Raw genomic sequence first — 23,128 nt, forward strand, 5'->3', positions numbered from 1 at the left:
AAGGCACGTCCCCTGTTTGAAAAAATTCATCGTGGGGCCAGCGCAAGCCCGTTATTGGCGTGAACAGGCCCTAACCGAACGGCCGACTGCCGGCGCCGCCCGCGACGCGCGATCATTTGCGCATCACGGTCAACAGGCGGCCCGCGTGCCGGCTCACATGCATTTCCCTTCCCCCGGGGCGCCGCTGCACACGCAGTCGCCGCCCGCGCATTCCGACGCGCCAGCCGCCGCACCCCATGCCCTCGATGCGGCGCAGCTCGACGATGCCCCCGCCGTACGCCTGCTGACGGACACGCTGCATGCGGCGCGGGTGCGCGACGCGTCGGACATCCACGTCGAGCCGTTCGAGGCGGGCTGGCGCATCCGTCTGCGCATCGACGGCGTGCTGCATGAACATGCGCGACCGCCGCTGCACCTGCGCGATGCGCTCGTCACGCGGATCAAGGTGCTCTCGCGCATGGACATCGCCGAGCGGCGGCTTCCGCAGGACGGCCGGCTGCGCATTGCGATCGACGGAGGCACGCGCGGCGACTACCGCGTCAGTTCGCTGCCCACGCTGTTCGGCGAAAAGCTCGTGCTGCGGCGGCTCGAAACGCTGCCGCCCGATCTCACGCTTGCCAACCTCGGCTTCGACGCGCGGCAGGCCGCCGCGATGGAGGCCGCGATCCGTGCGCCGCATGGCCTCGTGCTCGTCACGGGCCCGACCGGCAGCGGCAAGACGCTGTCGCTCTACTGCGCGCTGCAGATGCTCGATCGCGACGCGCACAACGTGTGCACGGTGGAAGATCCCGCCGAAATCCAGCTCGACGGGATCAACCAGGTGGGCGTTGCCGACAAGGCGGGGCTCACGTTCGCGACGGCGCTGCGCGCGCTGCTGCGGCAGGACCCGGACGTCATCATGGTCGGCGAGATTCGCGATGCGGAGACGGCCGACGTCGCGATCAAGGCCGCGCAGACCGGTCATCTCGTGCTGTCGACGCTGCACACGAACGACGCGCCGGCCGCCGTCGCGCGACTGCTCGACATCGGCGTCGCGCCATACAACCTCGCGGCCGCACTGCACCTCGTCACTGCGCAGCGCCTCGTCCGGCGCCTGTGCGTCGCGTGCCGCGTGCATTCGGACGCATCGGCGCACGCGCTGCGGGAAGCCGGCTGCGACCCGGCAGCGCTGGCAGCCGGATGGCGGCCGTTCGTCGCGCGCGGCTGTTCCGCCTGTCACGGCATCGGCTATCGCGGCCGCATCGGCCTGCATCAGACGATGCCGGTATCGCCGGGGCTGGCCGAGCGCATCGTCGCGCGGGCGAGCGTCGGCGAGCTCGCGCAATGCGTGGCGGCCGAGGGCGTGCGCACGCTGCGCGACGCGGCATTCGCGCGCGTCCTGGACGGCACGACGAGCATCGCGGAAGCCGTCGCCGCCACACCTGCGGCATGAGCATGCGCACGCCACCGCGCGAAACCCGCTTTGCATGGCGCGGCCGCCGTCGCGACGGCTCACCGCGCCGCGGGATCGTCATCGCCTTCGACGCCGCAGCCGCGCGCGCCACGCTCGCGCGCGACGGCATCGCGGTACTGTCGCTCGACGTCCGCGGGCCGGCCCGTCCGCCCGCGGCGGCCGCGCGCGACATCACACGCTTCACGCGCCAGCTCGCGAGCCTGCTGCAGGCCGGCCTGCCGCTCGCGCCGTCGCTCGAGATGCTCGCGCACACCCGCACGCGCGACGGCGTGCCGCGCATCGCCGCGGGGCTTGCCCGCGAGATCGTCGGCGGCCGGCGCTTCGCCGACGCGCTCGCACGCTATCCATCGCAATTCGGCACGCTGTATCGCCAGTTGATCGAGGTCGGCGAGGCGTCCGGTTCGCTCGGCATCGTGCTGACGCGGGTCGCGGAACACCGCGAACGCGCCGACGCGCAATGGCGCAAGCTGCGTGCCGCACTCGCGTATCCGGCCGCCGTCATCCTGTTCGCGCTCGCAATCTCGGCGGCATTGATGGTGTGGGTCGTGCCGACCTTCCGGCAGATCTTCGACGGCTTCGGCGCCGCCCTGCCCGCGCCGACCCGCGCACTGCTCGCACTGTCCTCCGCGCTGTCGGCATGGGGCGGCGTGCTCCTGGCCGGTGCGGCCACGATGGGGCTGGCCGCGCAGCACGCGCTTCGGCGCTCGGCCGCGCTACGCCATGCGCTCGCGCGGCGCTTGCTGCGCGCGCCGCTCGCGGGCAGCGCGCTGGAACGGTTCGCGGCGGCACGCTGGTGCCGGTCGCTGGCGACCCTGCTCGGCGCCGGCGTGCCGCTCGCCGATGCGTTCGCCACGCTCGAGCGCACCGCCGGCCATCCGGTGTTCGCGCACGCCACCGCGCACATCGCCGCACGCGTGCTGCGCGGCGTGCGTCTGGCCGATGCGATGCATTCGGCCGGCTGCTTTCCGGACGACGTCGTGCAACCAATTGCCGTCGCCGAGGAAACCGGTGCGCTCGACACGATGCTCGCCGACATCGCCGCACTGTGCGAACGCCAGCTCGACGCGCGTCTCGATACGCTCGCGGCACTGGGCGAACCGTTGATCGTGATCGTCCTGGGCGCGCTCGTCGGCGGCCTCGTGATCGCGATGTACCTGCCGATCCTTCAGCTCGGCAACGTGGTGTAGCATCGCAACCGATTCTGTCGCCTTTTAGTCCAACCTCGAGCCTCATGACGCCAGCGCCCCTGTCCGCCGTTTCCGATTCGCCCGAGAGCACGCTGCTCGCGCTGGCGATGCTGCCGCCCGCGCTGCAGTATGCGTTCGCGGTCGTCATCGGCCTTTGCATCGGCAGTTTCCTGAACGTGGTGGTGCACCGGTTGCCCGTGATGATGCAGCGCGCGTGGCAGGCCGAGATCGCCGAAGCGACCGGCGCCGCGGGCGCCCCGCCCGACGACGGTTATCCGCCGCGCTATGATCTGTGGCGCCCGCGCAGCGCCTGCCCGCACTGCGGCCATGTGTTGCGCGCCTGGGAAAACATTCCGCTCCTTAGCTACCTGATGCTGCGCGGGCGCTGCCGGCGCTGCGGCCATGCAATCGGCATCCGCTATCCGCTCGTCGAACTCGCGTGCGCAGGGCTCGCGGCCGGCTCGCTCGCGGCGTTCGGCCCGACCGTCGCCGCGCTTGCAGCGTTCGCGCTGTGCGCGGCGCTGCTCGCAATGAGCGCGATCGACATCCGGACCGGCTACCTGCCCGACTCGATGACGCTGCCACTGCTGTGGGCCGGGCTCGTGCTGAACCTCGGCGGCACTTTCACGTCGCTGCGCTCGGCCGTGATCGGCGCGATGGCCGGCTACCTGTTCCTGTGGTCGATCTACTGGCTGTTCAAATGGCTGCGCGGCATCGAGGGCATCGGTTTCGGCGATCTGAAGCTGCTTGCCGCGCTCGGCGCATGGATGGGCTGGGCCGCACTGCCGCAAGTCGTGCTGTTCGCGGCGGTGACCGGCGCGGTCGTCGGGCTCGTCGCGACCTGGCGCGGCCGCATGCGCTTCGAGGAGCCGATTCCGTTCGGCCCGTTCCTCGCGGCCGGCGGCGTCGCCACGCTGTTTTTCGGCACCCCTTTCTATGCGGCGCTCGGAGGCTGACATGTTTTCAGTAGGACTCACGGGCGGCATCGGCAGCGGCAAGACGACCGTTGCCGACCTGTTCGGCGCCCGTGGCGCATCGCTCGTCGATACCGACCTGATTGCCCACCGCATCACCGCACCAGGCGGTCTCGCAATGCCGGCGATCGAGCAGGCCTTCGGTCGCGGCTTCGTGGCCGCCGACGGCTCGCTCGATCGTGCAAAAATGCGCACGCTGATCTTCAGCGACGACGACGCGCGCCGGCGCCTCGAAGCGATCACGCATCCGTTGATCCGCGCGGAGACCGATCGCGAAGCGCGCGACGCACGGGGCCCGTACGTGATGTTCGTCGTGCCGCTGCTCGTCGAGTCGGGCACGTGGAAGGCGCGCAGCAATCGCATGCTCGTCGTCGACTGCCCGGTTGAAACGCAGATCGCGCGCGTGATGCGACGCAACGGTTTCACACGCGAACAGGTCGAAGCGATCATCGCGCGCCAGGCGACGCGCGAAGCGCGCCTCGCGGCGGCCGACGACGTGATCGTCAATGATGCGGTCACGCCCGACGCTCTTGCCGCCCAGGTCGATGCACTGCACCAACGCTATGTCGGATTCGCGGCCGCCGCGCACTGAGCCTCGCACGCAATCGTGATGGTGTACGAAATTGGCGCGTTGCTAGGGTAGAGAGGGGGCATTAGAATGTCCTTCATTGTTTCAATCCCTACCCAAGAGGCGAGCGCGCTTGATTCTTTACGAGTATCCGTTCAACGAGCGAATTCGCACGCTGTTGCGTCTCGAAGATCTGTTCGAGCGCTTCGCGTTCTTTTTGGCTCAGGAGGACCCGCGTGAGCACCACGTCGCGCTGACGACGCTGTTCGAGATCGCCGAGGTAACGGGCCGCGCGGACCTGAAATCGGATCTGATGAAGGAGCTCGAACGTCAACGCCAGACGCTCGCCCCCTTTCGCGGCAATCCGGGCATCGAGCAGAACGCGCTCGAGGCCGTGCTCGGCGAAATCGAGCAGACGCTCGCGAATCTCGCGCAAATGCAGGGCAAGACCGGCCAGCATCTCGTCGACAACGAGTGGCTCGCCAGCATCCGCAGCCGCGCGGTGATTCCGGGCGGCACGTGCAAGTTCGACCTGCCGTCGTACTACGCGTGGCAGCAATGGCCCGCCGAGCAGCGGCGCCAGGACATCGCGAAGTGGATCCTGCCGATGCTGCCGTTGCGCGACGCCGCGGCGATCGTACTGCGGCTCGCGCGCGAATCGGGTCAGGCGTCGAAGGTCATGGCGATGCAGGGCAGCTACCAGCAGATGCTGTCCGGGCGCAGCTATCAGTTGATGCAGGTGCGGGTGCCGCCGGAGTTGCGCGTGATCCCCGAGGCGAGCGCCAACAAATACATGCTATGGGTACGGTTCACCATGCACGACGGCGACGTGCGGCCGCGTGCGGTGGACATCGACGTGCCGTTCCATCTGACCCTGTGTAATCTGTAACGGCCGCGTGCCGGTTCAACGCTTTCGTATGACTACCGTTGTGAAATGTCCGTCGTGCGGCGCAGAAGTGCGCTGGACGCCTGAAAACAAGTTCCGTCCCTTCTGTTCGGCCCGCTGCAAGCAGCTCGATCTTGGCGCATGGGCCGCGGAAAAGTATCGGATCGGCGGCGCCTCCGACGAGGGTCCATCGTCGGAAGAGGACGGTACGGACAACCACCGCGACAGCTGAGCGGCGCGCGACGCCACCGTCCGCCGATATGGCCCGCGTTTCCGGCGGGCTACCACGGCGTCATTGCGACGCCGCTTCCTTCTCGAGCAGTTCGAGCACCGGCAGCGCCGCCGGCAGCAGCGGCGCGACCTCGACCGGCAGTTGCTGCCATACGAACGCCTGCCCTTCCTTGCTGTGCGGCTCGCCCGTCCAGCCCGTCACCTTGCAGAAATAGAGCCGCACGTACGCGTGCGGATAATCGTGCTCGAGCGTGTGCCAGCGGTGGCTGGCCGTGACTTCGATGCCGAGTTCCTCGTGCAGCTCGCGCGCCAGCGCGTCCTCGACGCTTTCGCCGGCCTCCAGCTTGCCGCCCGGAAACTCCCAGTAACCTTCGTACGGCTTGCCCTGCAGGCGTTGCGCGAGCAGATACCGACCGTCCGGCTGCACCATCACACCAACCGCGACTTCCGTCACCTTGCGGCCGTCCGGCGCCCGCACGGCGCCCTGTGCCTGATCCGCGCTCATGCCTGCTCCTTGCGGCCCGACCAGTCCCGCGCGAACTGCCACGCGACGCGGCCCGAGCGCGAGCCGCGCTCGAGCGCCCACACGAGCGCGTCGCCGCGTGCGGATTCGATCTCCGCATCCGGGCAGCCGAAATGACGCAGCCAGTGCCCGACGATGTCGAGGTAGTCGTCCTGCTTGAACGGATAGAAACTGACCCACAGGCCGAAGCGCTCCGACAGCGAGATTTTCTCCTCGACCACTTCGCCGGGGTGAATCTCGCCGTCCGGCAGATGCTTGTACGACTCGTTGTCGCTCATGTACTCGGGCAGCAGGTGGCGGCGGTTCGACGTCGCGTAGATCAGCACGTTGTCCGACTGCGCGGCGATCGACCCGTCGAGCGCGACCTTCAGCGCCTTGTAGCCCGATTCGCCGTCCTCGAACGACAGGTCGTCGCAAAACACGATGAACCGCTCCGGACGCTGCGAGATCAGGTCGACGATGTCGCCGAGATCGTGCAGGTCGTCCTTGTCGACTTCGATCAGGCGCAGCCCGTCGTTCGCGTACGCATTCAGGCACGCCTTGATCAGCGACGACTTGCCGGTACCGCGTGCGCCGGTCAGCAGCACGTTGTTGGCCGGCTTGCACTGTACGAACTGCCGCGTGTTCTGGTCGATCAGCGCTTTCTGGCGGTCGATGTTGTGCAAGTCGCCGAGCGTGATCGACGACACGGCCGGTACCGGCTGCAGGTAACCGCGCCCTTGGCGCTTGCGCCAGCGGAACGCGTGCGCCGCGTTCCAGTCGATGGCCGCCGGTGCTGGCGGCAGCATCCCTTCGAGACGGCCGAGCAGCGCTTCCGCGCGCGTCAGAAACTGTTCAAGCTTGTCCATGTCGTTCGAGCGCTCCCGATCAGGAGCGGTAATCCGCGTTGATGCTCACGTAATCGTGCGACAGGTCGCACGTCCAGACGGTAGCTTGCGCGTCGCCACGACCGAGCAGCACGCGGATCGTGATCTCGCTCTGCTTCATCACGCGCTGGCCGTCTTCTTCCTGGTAGGCCGGGTTGCGGCCGCCCGCCTTCGCGACGAGCACGTCGTCCAGATAGAGGTCGATCTTGCCGACGTCGAGATCCGCGACGCCCGCATAGCCGATCGCCGCGAGAATCCGGCCCAGGTTGGGGTCGGATGCGTAGAAGGCCGTCTTCACGAGCGGCGAATGGCCGATCGCGTACGCGATCTGGCGGCATTCGGCGACGCTCTTGCCGCCTTCGACCTGCACCGTCATGAATTTCGTCGCGCCTTCGCCGTCGCGCACGATCAGTTGCGACAGCACCTGCGCGACTTCCGTCACCGCGTCGCGCAGCGCCGCATAGGCCGGCGAATCGGTCGACGTGATCGCCGGCAGCGTGCTCTTGCCCGATGCGATCAGGATGAACGAGTCGTTCGTCGACGTGTCGCCGTCGATCGTGATGCAGTTGAACGAGCGGTCGGCGACTTCCTTCACGAGCGTGTCGAGCACCGGCTGCGCGACGTTCGCATCGAACGCGAGGAAGCCGAGCATCGTCGCCATGTTCGGCTTGATCATGCCCGCGCCCTTGCTGATGCCCGTCAGCGTGACCGTGTGGCCGTCGATCGTCACCTGGCGCGACGTCGCCTTCGGCAGCGTGTCGGTCGTCATGATCGCCTGCGCGGCGTCGAACCAGTTCGCGGCCTTGCGGTTCGCGAGCGCGGCCGGCAAGCCGGCCTTCAGGCGGTCGATCGGCAGCGGCTCGAGGATCACGCCGGTCGAGAACGGCAGCACCTGCGCCGGCTCGATGCCTGCGAGGCGCGCGAGCTCCGTACACGTTTCACGGGCGTTCACGAGGCCCGGCTCGCCGGTGCCCGCGTTCGCATTGCCCGTATTCACGACCAGCGCACGGATGCCCGCGCCGCCCGCACGCACCTTCGCCAGGTGCTCGCGGCAGACGGTGACCGGCGCTGCGCAGAAACGGTTTTCGGTGAACACGCCCGCGACCGTCGCACCTTCGTCGACGGAGATGACCAGCACGTCCTTGCGATTCGGCTTGCGGATGTTCGCTTCCGCCCAGCCGAGCGTGACGCCGGCGACGGGATGCAGTTGGGCGGGATCGATCGACGGAAAATTGACAGCCATGGGGCACACCTGCCGGATGGAAAATGCCGGCACGCGCCGGCATCGATTGGAAGAACCGGCGGCCGCACGCGCGGGCCGCCACAACTCACATCACTGACTCGAAGCTGCGAACGACGCGGCACGCGTGACGCGCGCCGCCGCCGATCATGACAGCTTCCCGTGACATTGCTTGTACTTCTTGCCGCTGCCGCACGGGCACGGGTCGTTGCGGCCGACCTTCGGCATTTCGCCGCCGGGGCCGCTGTGCGTCATCGCGCTGCCGACCATGTCGGCCGTCGCCGTGGCCGCCGCGGCTGCCGTGACGTTCGCGACCGGCGCGCCGGCGTCCGCGTAGTCGGCGTGCTGGTATTCGACGTTCTCGAGATGACCGCCGCGCTCCTCGATCTGCTCGGCAGCTTCTTCCAGCTGCTCCGGCGACTGGATCTGCACGTTCATCACGATGCGCGTGACTTCCTGCTTGATCGCGTCGAGCATCGCGGCGAACAGCTCGAACGCCTCGCGCTTGTACTCCTGCTTCGGGTTCTTCTGCGCGTAGCCGCGCAGGTGGATGCCCTGGCGCAGGTGGTCGAGCGCCGCGAGGTGCTCGCGCCACAGGCGATCGACCGTCTGCAGCATCACCGAGCGCTCGAACGCGCTGAACGATTCGCGGCCGACCATCGCGACCTTCGCCTCGTACTGCTCGTCGGCGGCCGTCATCACCGCGTCGAGGATCTCCTCGGCGGTGATTGACGACGACTCGTTCACCATTTCCTGGATCGCGAGATCGAGCTGCCAGTCGTTGCGCAGCGCTTCCTCGAGCTCGGGCACGTCCCACTGCTCTTCAATGCTGCCTTCCGGCACGAACTGGCGGACGACTTCGGTGATCACGCCGTGACGCATCGCGGTGATCGTCTCGGTGATGTCATGCGCTTCGAGCAGCTCGTTGCGCTGCTGGTAGATCACCTTGCGCTGGTCGTTCGACACGTCGTCGTATTCGAGCAGCTGCTTGCGGATGTCGAAGTTGCGCGCTTCGACCTTGCGCTGCGCCGACTCGATCGACCGCGTGACGATACCCGCCTCGATCGCCTCGCCTTCCGGCATCTTCAGGCGATCCATGATCGAGCGCACGCGGTCGCCCGCGAAGATGCGCAGCAGCGGGTCGTCGAGCGACAGGTAGAAGCGCGACGAGCCCGGATCGCCCTGGCGGCCTGCACGGCCGCGCAGCTGGTTGTCGATCCGGCGCGATTCGTGGCGCTCGGTACCGATGATGTGCAGGCCGCCCGCAGCCTTCACCTCCTCGTGCAGCGTTTCCCACTCGTCGTGCAGCTTCTGGATGCGGCGCGCCTTTTCGTCGGCCGGGATCGCATCGTCGGCCTCGATGAATGCCGCCTGCTTCTCCGCGTTGCCGCCGAGCACGATGTCGGTACCGCGGCCGGCCATGTTGGTCGCGATCGTAATGCGCTTCGGGCGGCCGGCTTCCGCGACGATCGCCGCTTCACGCTCGTGCTGCTTCGCGTTCAGCACTTCGTGCGGCAGCCCTGCCTGCTTCAGCAGGTGCGACAGCAGTTCGGAGTTCTCGATCGACGTCGTGCCGACCAGCACCGGCTGGCCACGCTCGTAGCAGTCGCGGATGTCGCGGATCACCGCGTCGTAGCGTTCCTTGGCCGTCTTGTAGATCTGGTCCTGCTTGTCGATCCGCTTCGGCGGGCGGTTGGTCGGGATCACGACCGTCTCGAGGCCGTAGATCTCGTTGAATTCGTACGCTTCGGTGTCCGCGGTACCGGTCATGCCGGCCAGCTTCGCGTACATCCGGAAGTAGTTCTGGAACGTGATCGACGCGAGCGTCTGGTTCTCGCTCTGGATCTTCACGTGCTCCTTCGCCTCGACCGCCTGGTGCAGGCCGTCCGACCAGCGGCGGCCGGCCATCAGGCGGCCCGTGAATTCGTCGACGATGACCACTTCGCCGTTCTGCACGACGTAGTGCTGATCCTTGTGGAACAGCGTGTGCGCGCGCAGCGCCGCGTACACGTGGTGCATCAGCGTGATGTTCTGCGGCGCGTACAGGCTCTCGCCCTCGCCGATCAGGCCCCATTCGGCGAGCAAACGCTCGGCCTTCTCGTGGCCCGATTCCGTCAGGAACACCTGGCGCGCCTTCTCGTCGAGCGTGTAGTCGCCCGGCTTCTCGACGCCCGTGCCGTCGGCCTTCTCTTCGCCGATCTGGCGCTCGAGCAGTGGCGGCAGTGCGTTCATCCGCACGTACAGCTCGGTGTGATCCTCAGCCTGGCCCGAAATGATCAGCGGCGTACGCGCTTCGTCGATCAGGATCGAGTCCACTTCGTCGACGACCGCGAAGTTCAGGGCCCGCTGCACGCGCGCGTCGGTCTCGTAGACCATGTTGTCGCGCAGGTAGTCGAAGCCGAATTCGTTGTTCGTGCCGTACGTGATGTCCGCCGCGTAGGCCTGCTGCTTCTGGTCGTGCTCCATGCCGGACAGGTTGATGCCGACCGACAGACCGAGGAAGTTGTAGAGGCGCGCCATCCATTCGGCGTCGCGCTGCGCGAGGTAGTCGTTGACGGTCACGACGTGCACGCCGCGGCCGGCCAGCGCATTCAGGTACACGGGCAGCGTCGCGACGAGCGTCTTGCCCTCGCCGGTGCGCATTTCCGCGATCTTGCCGTAGTGGAGCACCATGCCGCCGATCATCTGCACGTCGAAGTGCCGCATCTTCAGCACGCGACGGCTCGCTTCGCGACAGACCGCGAAGGCCTCGGGCAGCAGCTTGTCGAGCGACTCGCCGGCCGCGACCCGCTGGCGGAATTCGTCCGTCTTGCCGCGCAACTGGTCGTCCGTCAGCTTCTCGATCTGCGTTTCGAGCGCATTGATCGTCGCGACGGTCTTTTGGTATTGCTTGACGAGCCGCTGGTTGCGGCTGCCAAAAATTTTCTGGAGAAAACCGGTTGTCATCGGATCGGATCCTGCGTCGCAGCACCGGCGCCCGGCGCGTGTTGCGCGCCCCGGCGCCCGAGCCTCGGCGGCTTAGCGAATTAGTGGACTCAAACGTTGAATTTTAGCACGCGAGAACGCGTGCGCCTGCGTCCCGGCCGGACGGGCATCGCGCGCCGGGGCCGGGCGGGCGGAGCCGAAAGCCGCCCGTGCACAGGCCGGCGCGGGTACAATCGGCTGCAACGTCCGCGCGCGTGCGCGCTCGAAGAAAGCCTCGATGAACCGATTTTCCAAGCGTTTCGGCCCGCTCGCCGCCTATCGCCCGCAACCCGTGTCCGAAGTGCTCGGTCGTACCGACGCGTTCGCCGCGTTGCGCGCCGGCGTCGAGCAGATCGCGTCGCTGCAGCGCGACTTGGGCGCGTGCCTGCCCGACTATCTGGCGAATCACGTCGAACCGGGCTTCATCAAGGACGGCACCCTGACCCTCTTTGCCGCGCACAATGCGCTGGCAGCACGGCTGCGACAGGTCGAAGTACGGCTGCTCGGCGATCTCCAGAAGCGCGGCTGGCCCGTGACGACGCTGCGCGTGCGCGTGCGGCCGAACGACGCGCCCGAGCCGCCGCACGTGAAGCAGGCGCGGATGACTTCGGCCGGCGCCGCCGCGCTGCGCGACCTCGCCGACCACCTCGAGCCGTCGCCGCTGCAGGCCGCGCTCGCGCGGATGGCGGCCCGGCACGGCGCGAAGCCGCGTTGATCGCATCGACCATCGTCGGGGGCGGTCAGCCAACAAAAAAGCGACCCGAGGGTCGCTTTTTTATCGCTTGCGCTGAACGCCGGTCACGCGAAGGCCGTCTGCGCGTCGAACGCGAACCCCTTCGGTGCAGCCTGCGGATCGTCGAACGTCACGATCTCGTACGCGTCTTCGTGCGCGAGCAGCTCGCGCAGCAACGCGTTGTTCAGCCCGTGGCCCGACTTGTACGCGGTGTACGACGCCAGCAGCGGATGGCCGATCACGTACAGGTCGCCGATCGCGTCGAGCATCTTGTGCTTCACGAACTCGTCGTCGTAGCGCAGCCCGTCGTTGTTCAGGATGCGGTATTCGTCGAGCACGATCGCGTTGTCCATGCTGCCGCCGCGCGCCAGGCCGATCTCGCGCAGCATCTCGGCCTCGTGCGCGAAGCCGAACGTGCGCGCACGCGCGATCTCGCGCACGTACGACGTGGTCGCGAAATCGACCTCGAGCTCCTGGCCCGTCTTGTCGACGGCCGGGTGGCGGAAGTCGATCGAGAACTTCAGCTTGAAGCCGAAATACGGATCGAGACGCGCGAACTTGTCGCCGTCGCGGATTTCGACCGGCTTCGTCACCTTGATGAAGCGCTTCGGCGCGTTCTGCTCCTCGATGCCGGCGGACTGGATCAGGAACACGAACGTGGCCGCGCTGCCGTCCATGATCGGGATTTCCTCGGCCGTCACATCGACGTACAGGTTGTCGATGCCGAGACCCGCACACGCGGACATCAGGTGCTCGACCGTCGACACGCGCACGCCATCCTTCTGCAACACCGACGCGAGCCGCGTGTCGCCGATCGACATCGCCGATGCGGGAATGCCGACCGGCGTGGGCAGGTCGACGCGTGAAAAGACGATGCCCGTGCCGGGCGCGGCGGGACGGAGCGTCAACTCGATCTTGCGGCCCGAGTGGACACCGATACCCACGGTCTTCACGATGGATTTGATGGTGCGCTGCTTCAACATGGTCTTCTTCGTCTTGATTGAAGATATCAATCAGGAGTTATATTCGATAGGCGGGATTATAGCGTAATTCCCTATTCAGCGCTGTCTGAAACTGCGTATCAATCTGTTTCGACAGTTTACCCGCGCCGATACGGGACGGGCCGATGCCCGGAACGGAGGCGTTTCCGGTCATCAGCCCGTGTTACAACTGCCCTGAGGCCGGTGAGCAGCGTTGCCGGAAGGCAACGGCGCACCGCACGATCAGGACGTCAACGTCGCGAGAACACTCGCCGCATCGCTCACTTCGAATTTGCCCGGCGCCTCGACGGCCAGCGTCTTGACCACACCGCCGTCAATCACCATCGCGTAGCGCAAGGAACGAATTCCCATGCCACGCGCGGACAAATCCTGCGTCAGCCCCAGCGCATGAGTGAAAGCCGCGCTGCCGTCCGCCATCATGCGCACCTTGCCCGCGGTGTGCAGATCACGTCCCCATGCGCCCATCACGAATGCGTCGTTGACGGACACGCACCAGATCTCGTCGATACCCGCCGCGCGCAATTGCTCGGCGTGCTCGACGTAGCCCGGCACATGCTGCGCCGAGCAGGTCGGCGTGAACGCGCCCGGCAATCCGAAGATCACCACCCGCTTTCCCGCAACCTGATCGCGCACGCTGAAGGCGTTCGGCCCCAGCGTGCACCCTTCGCGCGCGTCGTCGATGAACTCGAACAATTGCGCGTCGGGCAGCGCGTCGCCCACTTGAATCATGGCTGGTCCCTCATAGCGATACGGTTTTTCAGCGTGTAGCGGACAGCACGGCCCATCCCGCTTCGCTCACGCGAAGAGGGCACGTTTCCCGGCCCGGCGTCGCATCCGACGCGGCCTGTTTGGGTCCGTAGCATCCGTCACGCCGGCGTTACCGCGGCAATCTCAACGACTGCGCCGCGGCTTCGCCTGTGTTTGCGTCAGTCAGCCTGCTTGCGCAGGAAAGCCGGGATGTCGTACGTGTCGACACCCTTCTCCTGCAGCGCCTGCACGTGCGATGCCGCGGTTTCGCGCGAATTGCGCCACACCGCCGGCGTATCGAGCGCGCCGTAGTCGGCCGTGCTGACGTGATGCGGCTGCGCATAGCCGTGCGACACCGCGCTGACCGGCTGGTTGTCCGTACCGGTGCGCAGCAGCGTCATCGGGGCCGACTGCTGCTTCTTCGCAGCACGGCCCAGACCCGTCGCCACGACCGTCACGCGCAGTGCATCGCCCATCGCGTCGTCGTACACCGCACCGAAGATCACCGTCGCATCTTCCGCCGCGTAGCTCTTGATCGTGTTCATCACCTCGCGCGTTTCCGACAGGCGCAGCGAACGGCTCGACGTGATGTTGACCAGCACGCCGCGCGCGCCCGACAGATCGACGCCTTCGAGCAGCGGGCTCGCCACGGCCTGTTCCGCCGCGAGGCGTGCGCGATCGACGCCGGCGACCGTCGCCGTGCCCATCATCGCCTTGCCCTGCTCGCCCATCACCGTCTTCACGTCTTCGAAGTCGACGTTCACGAGGCCGTCGACGTTGATGATTTCCGCGATACCTGCCACCGCGTTGTTCAACACGTCGTCCGCGCACTGGAAGCACTTGTCCATCTCGGCGTCGTCGCCCATCACGTCGAACAGCTTGTCGTTCAGCACGACGATCAGCGAGTCGACGTGATCCTCCAGTTGCTGCGAGCCTGCTTCGGCGACGCGCATGCGCTTGCCGCCTTCGAACTCGAACGGCTTGCTGACGACGCCAACCGTCAGAATGCCCATCTCCTTCGCGATCTGCGCGACCACCGGTGCCGCGCCCGTGCCCGTGCCGCCGCCCATGCCGGCCGTGATGAACACCATATGCGCGCCGCGCAGTGCGTCGGCGATGCGCTCACGCGCCTCTTCCGCTGCCGCACGACCCATTTCCGGCTTCGCACCAGCGCCCAGACCCGTGTTGCCGAGCTGGATCACCGACGATGCGCGCGAACGCGACAGCGCCTGGGCGTCCGTGTTCATCACGATGAAGTCGACGCCCTGCACGCCGCGGTTGATCATGTGCTGGACGGCATTGCCGCCAGCGCCGCCAACGCCGACCACCTTGATGATGGTGCCGTTGGTTTCGGTTTCCAGCATTTCGAATTCCATGTTGCCTCCGTCAAGAGAATGACTGCTACTCGGCCGTTATTCGGCAGGAGATCGGGCAACCCCCTGTCGCGCGCCAGCCGCCGGCACCAGCGCGAATTTCGATTCGGTTCGTCAGAAGTTGCTCAGGAACCATTCCTTCATCCGCGAGAACACCTGCCCCGCGTTGCCGGACTGCACGGCGACCTTGCGGCCGCGCATGCGCTGCGCACTGCCTTCGACGAGCAGCCCCATCGCCGTCGAGTAGCGCGGATTGCGCACGACGTCGGAGAGGCCGCCTGCATATTCCGGCGCGCCGATGCGCACCGGTTTCAGGAAAATGTCTTCACCGAGCTCGACCATGCCCGGCATCATCGACGCGCCGCCGGTAATGACCACGCCGGAGCTCAGGAGTTCTTCGTAACCCGACTCGCGCACGACCTGCTGCACGAGCGAGAACAGTTCCTCGACGCGCGGCTCGATCACGGCCGCGAGCGCCTGGCGCGACAGCGTGCGCGGGCCGCGTTCGCCGAGGCCCGGCACTTCGACCATTTCGTCCGGATCGGCGAGCGCCTGCTTCGCGATCCCGTAGCCGACCTTGATGTCTTCCGCATCCGGCGTCGGCGTGCGCAGCGCCATCGCGATGTCGCTCGTGATCTGGTCGCCGGCGATCGGGATCACCGCCGTATGGCGGATCGCGCCTTCGGCGAAGATCGCGATGTCGGTCGTGCCGCCGCCGATGTCGACCAGCACCACGCCGAGATCCTTCTCGTCTTCCGTCAGCACCGCCAGCGACGACGCGAGCGGCTGCAGGATCAGGTCGTTCACTTCCAGACCGCAGCGGCGCACGCACTTGACGATGTTCTGCGCGGCGCTCACGGCGCCCGTCACGATGTGCACCTTCACTTCCAGCCGGATGCCGCTCATCCCGATCGGCTCGCGCACGTCTTCCTGGCCGTCGATGATGAATTCCTGCGTGAGGATGTGCAGCACCTGCTGGTCGGTCGGGATGTTGATCGCCTTCGCGGTCTCGATCACGCGCGCGACGTCCGTCTGCGTGACTTCCTTGTCCTTGATCGCGACCATTCCGCTCGAGTTGAAGCTGCGGATGTGGCTGCCCGCGATCCCCGTGAACACGTTGGTGATCTTGCAGTCGGCCATCAGCTCGGCTTCCTCGAGCGCGCGCTGGATCGATTGCACGGTGGCCTCGATGTTGACCACCACACCTTTCTTCAGACCCTTCGACTCGCTCTGGCCGAGACCGATCACCTCGTAGTGACCCTCGCCTTTCAACTCGGCGACGATGGCCACCACCTTCGACGTGCCGATGTCGAGGGAAACCAGCAGATCCTTGTAGTCTTTGCTCATAAAGTGCTCTTGCGTGTGATCTCTCGTTACTTCTTGCGCTTGTCGGTATCGGTCAGGAACCGCATGCCTGCCGCGCGAATCGCGAATCCGTTCGGATACCGCAGGTCCGCGTACTCGATGTCGTTGCCCCAACGCTCCGTGACGGCCGGCCACGCGGCGACCAGGCGCTGGCTCCGGTCATGCAGCGTGTCGCTGTTGCGTTCCTTGCCCAGCTCGACCTGCATGCCGTTCGACAGCTTCACCGTCCACGCGTACCGCGCCGACAGCGTCACTTCTTCCGGCGCCGCCTTCAGCGGCGCAAACCATTTCCCGAAGTCGCGATACCGCGTGACGACTTCCTTCGCGCTGCCTTCCGGGCCGTCGAACGCCGGCAGTTCCTGCTCCAGCTCGCCCTGGTTCGCGGTGAACAGCTCGCCGTCGACGCTCACCAGCTGATCGCTGCCCCAGGTCCCGAGCGGTTTGTACTCCTCGAGCGTGACAGCCAGCGCATTCGGCCACACCCGGCGCACGCTCGCGTGACGCACCCACGGCATCTGCTCGAACGCCGCGCGCGCCGTATCGAGATCGACCGTGAAGAAATTGCCCTTCAGCCGGCCGACCACGCCCGCGCGCACCGTCGGCGAGTTGATGTGCTCGGTGTCGCCGTCGATCCGGATCTCCCGCAGCGCGAACGTCGGGCGCTGGATCAGCCAGTAGCAGCCGGCCGCCGCCAACACGAGCAGCAGCAGCGCGTACAGCGCGCTGGCGGCAAGGTTGAGTTGGCGAACGTTGTTCCACATACGTCGTTCCGTTCCTGCGTCAATCGTTGAGCGTGAGCGACAGCACCTTCACGACCAGCTCGGAATAGCCGATGCCGACCGCGCGCGCGGCCTTCGGCGGCAGCGAGTGGTCGGTCATCCCGGGGGCCGTGTTCACTTCGAGGAAGTACGCATTGCCAGCCGCGTCGAGCATGAAATCCGCGCGGCCCCAGTCGGTGCAGCCGAGCACGTCGAACGCGCGGCGCGCGATGCGCTTCAGTTCCGCTTCCTGTTCCGCCGGCAGGCCGCACGGGATCAGGTACTGCGTATCGTCGGCGACGTACTTCGCGTGGTAGTCGTAGAACTCGCCCGCCGGCACGATCTTGATCAGCGGCAGGTCGAGATCGCCGGCGATGCACGCGGTATATTCGCCGCCGCCTTCGATGCTCTTCTCGACGATCACGATCTTGTCGTGCGTCGCGGCTTCCGCGAGCGCGGCCGGCAGCGCGTCGGCCGTCTTCACCTTCAGCACCGCGACGCTCGAGCCTTCGCTCGCCGGCTTCACGAACAGCGGCAGGCCGAGCTTCGCGACGATGTCGGTCGCGCGCGCGGCCAGATCGTCGCCGCGCATCACCGTCTCGAACGGCGGCGTCGGCACGCCCGTCTGCTGCCACACGAGCTTCGTGCGGAACTTGTCGAGGCCGAGCGCCGAGCCCAGCACGCCGCTGCCCGTGTAGCGAATCCCGTAGAAATCGAGCGCGCCCTGGATCTGGCCGTTCTCGCCGTAGCCGCCGTGCAGCGCATTGAACGCGCGCACGAAGCCTTCGTCCTTCAGCGCCGACAGCGGCCGCTCGGCCGGGTCGAACGGATGCGCGTCGACGCCCGCGTCACGCAGGCCCTGCAGCACGAGGCGGCCCGAGGTGAGCGACACCTCGCGCTCGGCGGATTCGCCGCCGAACAACACCGCCACCTTGCCGAAACGTTTCGGATCGATCCCGCTCATGTCATGCCTTCTGTTGAATGTGTTGCACGAGCTTCGCCGGCACGCCGCCGATCGAACCCGCCCCCATCGTGATCACCACGTCGCCGTTCTGCGCGACCTTCGCCAATGCGTCCGGCACGTCGTCGACCGTCGCGACGAACACCGGGTCGACCTTGCCCACCGCGCGCAGCGCGCGCGACAGCGCGTCGCCGCTGGCCGTCGGGATCGCGGCCTCACCGGCCGCGTAGACTTCCGTCAGCACCAGCGCATCGACCGTCGACAGCACGTTGACGAAATCGTCGAAGCAGTCGCGCGTGCGCGTATAGCGGTGCGGCTGGAACGCCAGCACGAGGCGGCGGCCCGGGAACGCGCCGCGCGCGGCCGCGATCGTCGCCGCCATCTCGACCGGGTGATGGCCGTAGTCGTCGATCAGCGTGTACTGGCCGCCGTCCGCGCTCGGCACGTCGCCGTAGCGCTGGAAGCGCCGGCCGACGCCGTTGAATTCCGCCAGCGCCAGCTGGATCGCGTCGTCCGACACGCCGAGATCGGTTGCGATCGCGATCGCCGCGAGCGCGTTCTGCACGTTGTGCAGGCCCGGCATGTTCAGCACGACCGCGAGCGGCGCACGCCCTTCGCGGATCACCGTGAAGTGCATCCGGCCGTCGCGCGCGTCGATGTCTTCCGCGCGCACCTGCGCGTCCGGCGACAGGCCGTAGCGCACGACCGGCTTCGAGATGAACGGAATGATCTGCCGCACGTTCGGATCGTCGACGCACACCACCGCGCTGCCGTAGAACGGCAAGCGCTGCGTGAATTCGATGAACGCCTGCTTGAGCCGCGCGAAATCGTGGCCGTAGGTGTCCATGTGGTCGGCGTCGATGTTCGTGATGACTTCGATCACCGGGTACAGGTTCAGGAACGACGCATCCGACTCGTCGGCCTCCGCGACGATGAAGTCGCCCGTGCCGAGCCGTGCGTTCGCGCCGGCGCTGATCAGCCGGCCGCCGATCACGAACGTCGGGTCCAGCCCGCCCGCCGCGAGCACGCTCGCGACGAGGCTCGTCGTCGTGGTCTTGCCGTGCGTGCCGGCGATCGCGATGCCCTGCTTCAGGCGCATCAGCTCCGCGAGCATCACCGCACGCTGCACGATCGGCACGCCCTGGTGGCGCGCGGCCAGCACTTCCGGGTTGTCCGAGCGCACGGCCGTCGACACGACGACCGCGTTCGCGCCCTCGATGTTCGCCGCGTCGTGGCCGATCGCGATCCGCGCGCCCAGCGCCCCGAGGCGATCGGTCACCGCATTGCGCGACAGGTCCGAGCCGCTGACCGCGTAACCGAGGTTGACGAGCACTTCGGCGATGCCGCTCATGCCCGCACCGCCGATCCCGACGAAATGAATGTGTTTGACGATGTGTTTCATTGCAGTATTTCCAGGTTCGCGCCGGCCGCCTTCGCGCAGACGCGCGCGACTTCGTCGGTGGCCTCGGGCTTCGCGAGCGTGCGCGAACGTTCGGCCATCGCCGCGAGCGATGCCCGCGACTGGCCGCGCAGCCAGTCGGCGAGCAGCTCCGCCGACAGGTCGCGTTGTTGCACCAGCACGGCCGCGCCCGCATCGGCGAGAAACGCGGCGTTGGTCGTCTGGTGATCGTCGACCGCATACGGGAACGGCACGAACAGCGCCGCCACGCCCACCGCCGCGATCTCCGACACCGTCATCGCGCCCGACCGGCAGATCACCAGATCCGCCGCCGCATACGCGGCCGCCATGTCGTCGATGAACGGTACGAGCCGCACGCCCTCGCCGGCCGCGAAACCGGCCGCTTCGTAATTCGCCTTCAGTGCCTCGATGTGCTTCACGCCGGCCTGGTGCACGACGCGCGGGCGCTCGCCCGGCGCCAGCAGCGCCAGCGCGCGCGGCACGACTTCATTCAGCGCGGCCGCCCCGAGGCTGCCGCCGACCACCAGCACGTTCAACGGGCCGCTGCGCGACGCATAGCGTGCCTGGGGCGGTTCCGTGCGCGCCAGTTCCGCGCGAATCGGGTTACCCGTCCATTCCGCGTGCGGCAACGCGCCGGGGAACGCGACGAGCACGCGCTTCGCGAGTTTCGCGAGCACCTTGTTGGTCAGGCCCGCGATCGAATTCTGTTCATGCAGCACGAGCGGACGCCCCGACAGCGCGGTCATCACGCCCGCCGGGAACGTGATGTAGCCGCCCATCCCGAGCACGACGTCCGGCCGCACGCGGCGCAGCGCGCCGAGGCTCTGCCAGCATGCGCGCAGCAGGTTAACGGGCAGCGTCAGCTTGGTCTTCAGTCCCTTGCCGCGCAGCCCGCCGAACCGCACGTACTCCATCGGAATGCCGTGCTTCGGCACCAGCGTCGCTTCCATCCCGGCCGGATTGCCGAGCCATACGACGCGCCAGCCCGCCGCCTCCATCCGGTGCGCAACCGCGAGCCCCGGGAACACGTGGCCCCCGGTGCCGCCTGCCATCACCATCAGCGTGCGTTGTGACGCGGTCATACCTTCCCTCCGCGCATCAGCACCCGGTTCTCGTAGTCCACACGCAGCAGTACCGCGAGCGCCACGCAGTTCAACAGGATGCCCGAGCCGCCGTAGCTCACGAGCGGCAGCGTCAGCCCCTTGGTCGGCAGCAGCCCGAGGTTCACGCCCATGTTGATGAACGTCTGCGCGCCGAACCAGATGCCGATGCCCTTCGCCATCAGGCCCGCGAACGTGCGATCGAGCGCGAGCGCCTGGCGGCCGATCTCGAACGCGCGGCGCACGATCCAGTAGAACAGCAGGATCACGACCAGCACGCCGACGAAACCGAGTTCCTCGCCGATCACCGCGAGGATGAAGTCGGTATGCGCTTCCGGCAGGTAATTCAGCTTCTCGACGCTGCCGCCGAGGCCGACGCCGAACCACTCGCCGCGGCCGAACGCGATCAGCGAGTGCGTGAGCTGGTAAGCCTTGCCCTGCGCGTAGCGCTCGTCCCACGGATCGAGATACGCGAAGATCCGCTCGCGACGCCACGGCGACAGCCACACGAGCATCGTGAACGTGCCGACCGCCGTCGCGACGAGGCCGCCGAACAGCTTGCCGTTCACGCCGCCGAGGAACAGCACGCCCATCGCGATCGCGGCGACCACCATGAACGCGCCCATGTCGGGCTCGAGCAGCAGCAGCGCGCCGACCAGGCCGACCGCGAACGCCATCGGCAGGAAGCCCTTCGCGAAGCTCTGCATGTATTCCTGCTTGCGCACCGTGTAGTTCGCCGCGTAGATCGTCACCGCGAGCTTCATGATTTCCGACGGCTGCATGTTCGTGATGCCGAGCGGAATCCAGCGGCGCGCACCGTTCACGCCCTTGCCGACGTGCGGGATCAGCACGATCACGAGGCCGACCAGCGCGATCAGGAAAAGATGCGGCGCGTACTTGTCCCAGGTCGACACCGGCACGCGGAACGCGAGCACCGCCGCGATGAACGCGACGGTGAGCGACACGCAGTGGCGCATCAGGAACGCGTAATCGTGATACGACGCGTATTTCGGCGAATCGGGCATCGCGATCGACGCCGAATACACCATCACGACGCCGAGTCCGAGCAGCGCGATCGCGACCCACAGCAGCGAATAGTCGAAATCGAGCATTCGCGAACGGCTCGGACGCACGCCGTTGACGACGCTCGCGAGGCCGCCCGTCGCGGCGCGCGTGGCCGATGCGACGCGGCCGCCCGCGGCATTGCCGCCGGTGTCGCGCCGGTCGTTGAAACGGGAGACGAGGCGATCGGACCAGCTCATGGCGTCGCTCCTTTGTCGATGGCGATTGCGTCGACCGCCGCGCGAAACACTTCCGCGCGATGGGCGTAGTTCCTGAACATGTCGAGGCTCGCGCACGCAGGCGACAGCAACACTGCATCGCCCGGCTCGGCGAGCTCGGCTGCTGCGTGCACCGCTGCTTCGAGCGTCGCGTGCCCGGCGAGCGGCACGCCCGTTTCGGCGAGCGTGTCGCGGATCACCGGCGCGTCGCGCCCGATCAGCATCACCGCGCGGCACCAGCGCGCGACCGGCGCGACCAGCGGCCCGAAATCCTGCCCCTTGCCGTCGCCACCCGCGATCAGCACGATCTTCTGCGCGAGCCCGTCGAGCGCGGCCACCGTCGCGCCGACGTTCGTGCCCTTGCTGTCATCCACGTAGTCAACGTCGTCGATCGTCGCGATTACTTCGACGCGATGCGCTTCGCCGCGGTATTCGCGCAGCGCGTGCAGCAACGGTGCGGCCGGAAGGTCGATCGCGCGCGCGAGCGCGAACGCGGCCAGCGCGTTCGCCGCGTTGTGCAGCCCGCGGATGCGTAGCGCGTCGGCCGGCATCAGGCGCTTTTGCGCGATGTCGGGCGTATGCGCGGCGTCGCGCTTGCGCCGGCGGGTCGTCGTCGCTTCATCCGGCGCGTCGCGATCGACGGCTTCCACCAGCCATGCGATGCCGTTGTCGCGCGACAGCCCGTAGTCGCTGTCCTGCGTCGGTTCGTTCAGGCCGAACGTGACCGTGCGGGGCGCGTCGGCCGCGCCGGCTGCCGGCGCGAATTTCATCACGGCCGCGTCGTCGCGGTTCAGCACGCGCGTCGTTGTCGCGCCGAAGATCCGGCCCTTTGCCTGCGCGTATGCGTCGAAGCTGCCGTGCCAGTCGAGGTGGTCCTGCGTGATGTTGAGGATCGCGGCCGCATCGGGCGCGAACGTGCGCGCGGTCTCGAGCTGGAAGCTCGACAGTTCGAGCACCCATACGTCGGGCAGCGCGGTTTCGTCGATCGCGCTCGCGAGCCGGTCGAGCATCGCCGGGCTGATGTTGCCCGCGACGGCGACCTTCTTGCCCGAGCGCTGGCACAGCAGGCCCGTGAGGCTCGTCGTCGTGGTCTTGCCGTTGGTGCCGGTAATCGCGAGCACCTTCGGCTGGTAGCCGCTCGTGCCGAGCGCGCGCAGCGCCTGCGCGAAGAATTCCAGCTCGCCCCACACCGCGACACCGCGCTCGTTCGCGGCCGCGACCAGCGCCGCGAGCGCCGGCTCCAGCGGCGACAGCCCGGGGCTCAGCCCGACGATCTCGACGCCGCCGTCGAGCAGCGCGGGCGTGAACGCCCCGCCGACGAATTCCGCATCGATGCCTTCGGCCTGCAGCGCGGCAAGGTTCGGCGGCGCCTCGCGGGTATCGGCAATGCGCAGCCGGCACCCGTGCCTCGCGCACCATCGCGCGATCGCGAGACCCGATTCCCCGAGCCCCAGTACGAGCACCATCGGCCGTTGCCGATCTCCAAACATCTCGCCAG

21 protein-coding genes are annotated in these 23,128 nt (G+C 67.5%); 7 read left to right on the top strand and 14 right to left on the bottom strand.

From position 1 onward, the window contains the following. Positions 1–157 precede the first annotated feature (157 nt). The 6 genes from HWX07_RS13645 to HWX07_RS13670 all read left to right on the top strand — a co-directional run bounded on the left by HWX07_RS13645 (position 158) and on the right by HWX07_RS13670 (position 5,300). Positions 158–1,432 carry an ATPase, T2SS/T4P/T4SS family gene (locus HWX07_RS13645; RefSeq protein ID WP_175876560.1) on the top strand — a complete coding sequence of 425 codons (1,275 nt, stop codon included), beginning with the start codon at positions 158–160 and terminating at the stop codon, positions 1,430–1,432. Next, entirely contained in the window at positions 1,429–2,640 is a 1,212-nt protein-coding gene (locus HWX07_RS13650; RefSeq protein WP_175876561.1) for a type II secretion system F family protein, read from the top strand. The genes HWX07_RS13645 and HWX07_RS13650 overlap by 4 nt, the downstream gene beginning before the upstream one ends. Positions 2,641–2,684: 44 nt before the next feature. Then, complete coding sequence (locus HWX07_RS13655) at positions 2,685–3,596, top strand: A24 family peptidase (protein ID WP_175876562.1); 912 nt, start codon at positions 2,685–2,687, stop codon at positions 3,594–3,596. A 1-nt stretch (position 3,597) separates the two neighbouring features. Continuing rightward, the gene (coaE, locus tag HWX07_RS13660) at positions 3,598–4,206 is read left to right on the top strand and encodes a dephospho-CoA kinase (protein WP_175876563.1); all 609 of its coding nucleotides are present in this window, start codon (positions 3,598–3,600) and stop codon (positions 4,204–4,206) included. Positions 4,207–4,315: 109 nt separating this feature from the next. Continuing rightward, on the top strand, positions 4,316–5,071 hold the full coding sequence (gene zapD, locus HWX07_RS13665) for a cell division protein ZapD (protein WP_175876564.1): 756 nt from the start codon (positions 4,316–4,318) through the stop codon (positions 5,069–5,071). 28 nt (positions 5,072–5,099) lie between these two features. Further along, positions 5,100–5,300: a DNA gyrase inhibitor YacG gene (locus tag HWX07_RS13670; RefSeq protein ID WP_054927334.1), complete on the top strand. Its 201-nt coding sequence runs from the start codon at positions 5,100–5,102 to the stop codon at positions 5,298–5,300. Positions 5,301–5,360: 60 nt separating this feature from the next. On the opposite strand, the gene HWX07_RS13675 is transcribed toward HWX07_RS13670, so the two are convergent. From HWX07_RS13675 to secA, 4 genes are all read right to left on the bottom strand, one after another. Next, positions 5,361–5,804, bottom strand: coding sequence for an NUDIX domain-containing protein (locus tag HWX07_RS13675; protein ID WP_059580864.1), 444 nt, complete (start codon positions 5,802–5,804; stop codon positions 5,361–5,363). Continuing rightward, entirely contained in the window at positions 5,801–6,670 is an 870-nt protein-coding gene (locus HWX07_RS13680; protein ID WP_175808067.1) for an ATP-binding protein, read from the bottom strand. The genes HWX07_RS13675 and HWX07_RS13680 overlap by 4 nt, the downstream gene beginning before the upstream one ends. A 19-nt stretch (positions 6,671–6,689) precedes the next feature. Continuing rightward, a complete protein-coding gene (gene argJ, locus HWX07_RS13685) occupies positions 6,690–7,931 on the bottom strand; it encodes a bifunctional glutamate N-acetyltransferase/amino-acid acetyltransferase ArgJ (protein ID WP_006496770.1) in 1,242 nt (413 codons plus the stop codon). 144 nt (positions 7,932–8,075) lie between these two features. Continuing rightward, positions 8,076–10,874, bottom strand: a complete 2,799-nt coding sequence (secA, locus tag HWX07_RS13690) for a preprotein translocase subunit SecA (RefSeq protein WP_011694136.1) — start codon at positions 10,872–10,874, stop codon at positions 8,076–8,078. A gap of 256 nt (positions 10,875–11,130) precedes the next feature. On the opposite strand from secA, the gene HWX07_RS13695 reads away from it, so the two are divergent. Further along, positions 11,131–11,607, top strand: coding sequence for a DUF721 domain-containing protein (locus HWX07_RS13695; protein ID WP_175876565.1), 477 nt, complete (start codon positions 11,131–11,133; stop codon positions 11,605–11,607). A gap of 83 nt (positions 11,608–11,690) precedes the next feature. Here HWX07_RS13695 and lpxC read toward each other — a convergent pair whose 3' ends face one another. From lpxC to murD, 10 genes are all read right to left on the bottom strand, one after another. Then, positions 11,691–12,608 carry a UDP-3-O-acyl-N-acetylglucosamine deacetylase gene (gene lpxC, locus HWX07_RS13700; RefSeq protein WP_175876566.1) on the bottom strand — a complete coding sequence of 306 codons (918 nt, stop codon included), beginning with the start codon at positions 12,606–12,608 and terminating at the stop codon, positions 11,691–11,693. Positions 12,609–12,848: 240 nt separating this feature from the next. Continuing rightward, complete coding sequence (locus tag HWX07_RS13705) at positions 12,849–13,355, bottom strand: peroxiredoxin (protein WP_175876567.1); 507 nt, start codon at positions 13,353–13,355, stop codon at positions 12,849–12,851. Positions 13,356–13,552: 197 nt separating this feature from the next. Continuing rightward, positions 13,553–14,749, bottom strand: coding sequence for a cell division protein FtsZ (gene ftsZ / locus HWX07_RS13710; protein ID WP_006477012.1), 1,197 nt, complete (start codon positions 14,747–14,749; stop codon positions 13,553–13,555). Positions 14,750–14,860: 111 nt separating this feature from the next. Further along, positions 14,861–16,093 (bottom strand): cell division protein FtsA, encoded by a 1,233-nt coding sequence (gene ftsA / locus HWX07_RS13715; RefSeq protein ID WP_006487138.1) that lies wholly within the window; start codon positions 16,091–16,093, stop codon positions 14,861–14,863. A gap of 26 nt (positions 16,094–16,119) precedes the next feature. Further along, on the bottom strand, positions 16,120–16,872 hold the full coding sequence (locus HWX07_RS13720) for a cell division protein FtsQ/DivIB (protein ID WP_006477014.1): 753 nt from the start codon (positions 16,870–16,872) through the stop codon (positions 16,120–16,122). Positions 16,873–16,891: 19 nt separating this feature from the next. Continuing rightward, positions 16,892–17,833, bottom strand: a complete 942-nt coding sequence (locus tag HWX07_RS13725) for a D-alanine--D-alanine ligase (protein WP_124455309.1) — start codon at positions 17,831–17,833, stop codon at positions 16,892–16,894. Position 17,834: 1 nt separating this feature from the next. Then, positions 17,835–19,232 carry a UDP-N-acetylmuramate--L-alanine ligase gene (murC, locus tag HWX07_RS13730; protein ID WP_175876568.1) on the bottom strand — a complete coding sequence of 466 codons (1,398 nt, stop codon included), beginning with the start codon at positions 19,230–19,232 and terminating at the stop codon, positions 17,835–17,837. After that, positions 19,229–20,332 (bottom strand): undecaprenyldiphospho-muramoylpentapeptide beta-N-acetylglucosaminyltransferase, encoded by a 1,104-nt coding sequence (gene murG / locus HWX07_RS13735; protein WP_012327852.1) that lies wholly within the window; start codon positions 20,330–20,332, stop codon positions 19,229–19,231. The genes murC and murG overlap by 4 nt, the downstream gene beginning before the upstream one ends. After that, positions 20,329–21,612 (bottom strand): putative lipid II flippase FtsW, encoded by a 1,284-nt coding sequence (gene ftsW, locus HWX07_RS13740; RefSeq protein WP_006487115.1) that lies wholly within the window; start codon positions 21,610–21,612, stop codon positions 20,329–20,331. The genes murG and ftsW overlap by 4 nt, the downstream gene beginning before the upstream one ends. Continuing rightward, complete coding sequence (gene murD / locus HWX07_RS13745) at positions 21,609–23,120, bottom strand: UDP-N-acetylmuramoyl-L-alanine--D-glutamate ligase (protein WP_175876569.1); 1,512 nt, start codon at positions 23,118–23,120, stop codon at positions 21,609–21,611. Before murD ends, ftsW begins: the two co-directional genes overlap by 4 nt. Positions 23,121–23,128: the final 8 nt, after the last annotated feature.

The organism is Burkholderia sp. BCC0097, from assembly GCF_902832985.1.
GTDB lineage: Bacteria > Pseudomonadota > Gammaproteobacteria > Burkholderiales > Burkholderiaceae > Burkholderia > Burkholderia orbicola.

Bases quoted from the DNA above. Each gene is read 5' to 3' on its own strand.
- murD (WP_175876569.1), bottom strand. From the start codon at position 23,120: ATGTTTGGAGATCGGCAACGGCCGATGGTGCTCGTACTGGGGCTCGGG.
- HWX07_RS13680 (WP_175808067.1), bottom strand. From the start codon at position 6,670: ATGGACAAGCTTGAACAGTTTCTGACGCGCGCGGAAGCGCTGCTCGGC.
- ftsA (WP_006487138.1), bottom strand. From the start codon at position 16,093: ATGAGCAAAGACTACAAGGATCTGCTGGTTTCCCTCGACATCGGCACG.
- HWX07_RS13720 (WP_006477014.1), bottom strand. From the start codon at position 16,872: ATGTGGAACAACGTTCGCCAACTCAACCTTGCCGCCAGCGCGCTGTAC.
- murG (WP_012327852.1), bottom strand. From the start codon at position 20,332: ATGACCGCGTCACAACGCACGCTGATGGTGATGGCAGGCGGCACCGGG.
- ftsZ (WP_006477012.1), bottom strand. From the start codon at position 14,749: ATGGAATTCGAAATGCTGGAAACCGAAACCAACGGCACCATCATCAAG.
- HWX07_RS13725 (WP_124455309.1), bottom strand. From the start codon at position 17,833: ATGAGCGGGATCGATCCGAAACGTTTCGGCAAGGTGGCGGTGTTGTTC.
- HWX07_RS13655 (WP_175876562.1), top strand. From the start codon at position 2,685: ATGACGCCAGCGCCCCTGTCCGCCGTTTCCGATTCGCCCGAGAGCACG.
- HWX07_RS13650 (WP_175876561.1), top strand. From the start codon at position 1,429: ATGAGCATGCGCACGCCACCGCGCGAAACCCGCTTTGCATGGCGCGGC.
- lpxC (WP_175876566.1), bottom strand. From the start codon at position 12,608: ATGTTGAAGCAGCGCACCATCAAATCCATCGTGAAGACCGTGGGTATC.
- coaE (WP_175876563.1), top strand. From the start codon at position 3,598: ATGTTTTCAGTAGGACTCACGGGCGGCATCGGCAGCGGCAAGACGACC.
- ftsW (WP_006487115.1), bottom strand. From the start codon at position 21,612: ATGAGCTGGTCCGATCGCCTCGTCTCCCGTTTCAACGACCGGCGCGAC.
- argJ (WP_006496770.1), bottom strand. From the start codon at position 7,931: ATGGCTGTCAATTTTCCGTCGATCGATCCCGCCCAACTGCATCCCGTC.
- HWX07_RS13670 (WP_054927334.1), top strand. From the start codon at position 5,100: ATGACTACCGTTGTGAAATGTCCGTCGTGCGGCGCAGAAGTGCGCTGG.
- HWX07_RS13705 (WP_175876567.1), bottom strand. From the start codon at position 13,355: ATGATTCAAGTGGGCGACGCGCTGCCCGACGCGCAATTGTTCGAGTTC.
- secA (WP_011694136.1), bottom strand. From the start codon at position 10,874: ATGACAACCGGTTTTCTCCAGAAAATTTTTGGCAGCCGCAACCAGCGG.
- HWX07_RS13695 (WP_175876565.1), top strand. From the start codon at position 11,131: ATGAACCGATTTTCCAAGCGTTTCGGCCCGCTCGCCGCCTATCGCCCG.
- murC (WP_175876568.1), bottom strand. From the start codon at position 19,232: ATGAAACACATCGTCAAACACATTCATTTCGTCGGGATCGGCGGTGCG.
- HWX07_RS13675 (WP_059580864.1), bottom strand. From the start codon at position 5,804: ATGAGCGCGGATCAGGCACAGGGCGCCGTGCGGGCGCCGGACGGCCGC.
- HWX07_RS13645 (WP_175876560.1), top strand. From the start codon at position 158: ATGCATTTCCCTTCCCCCGGGGCGCCGCTGCACACGCAGTCGCCGCCC.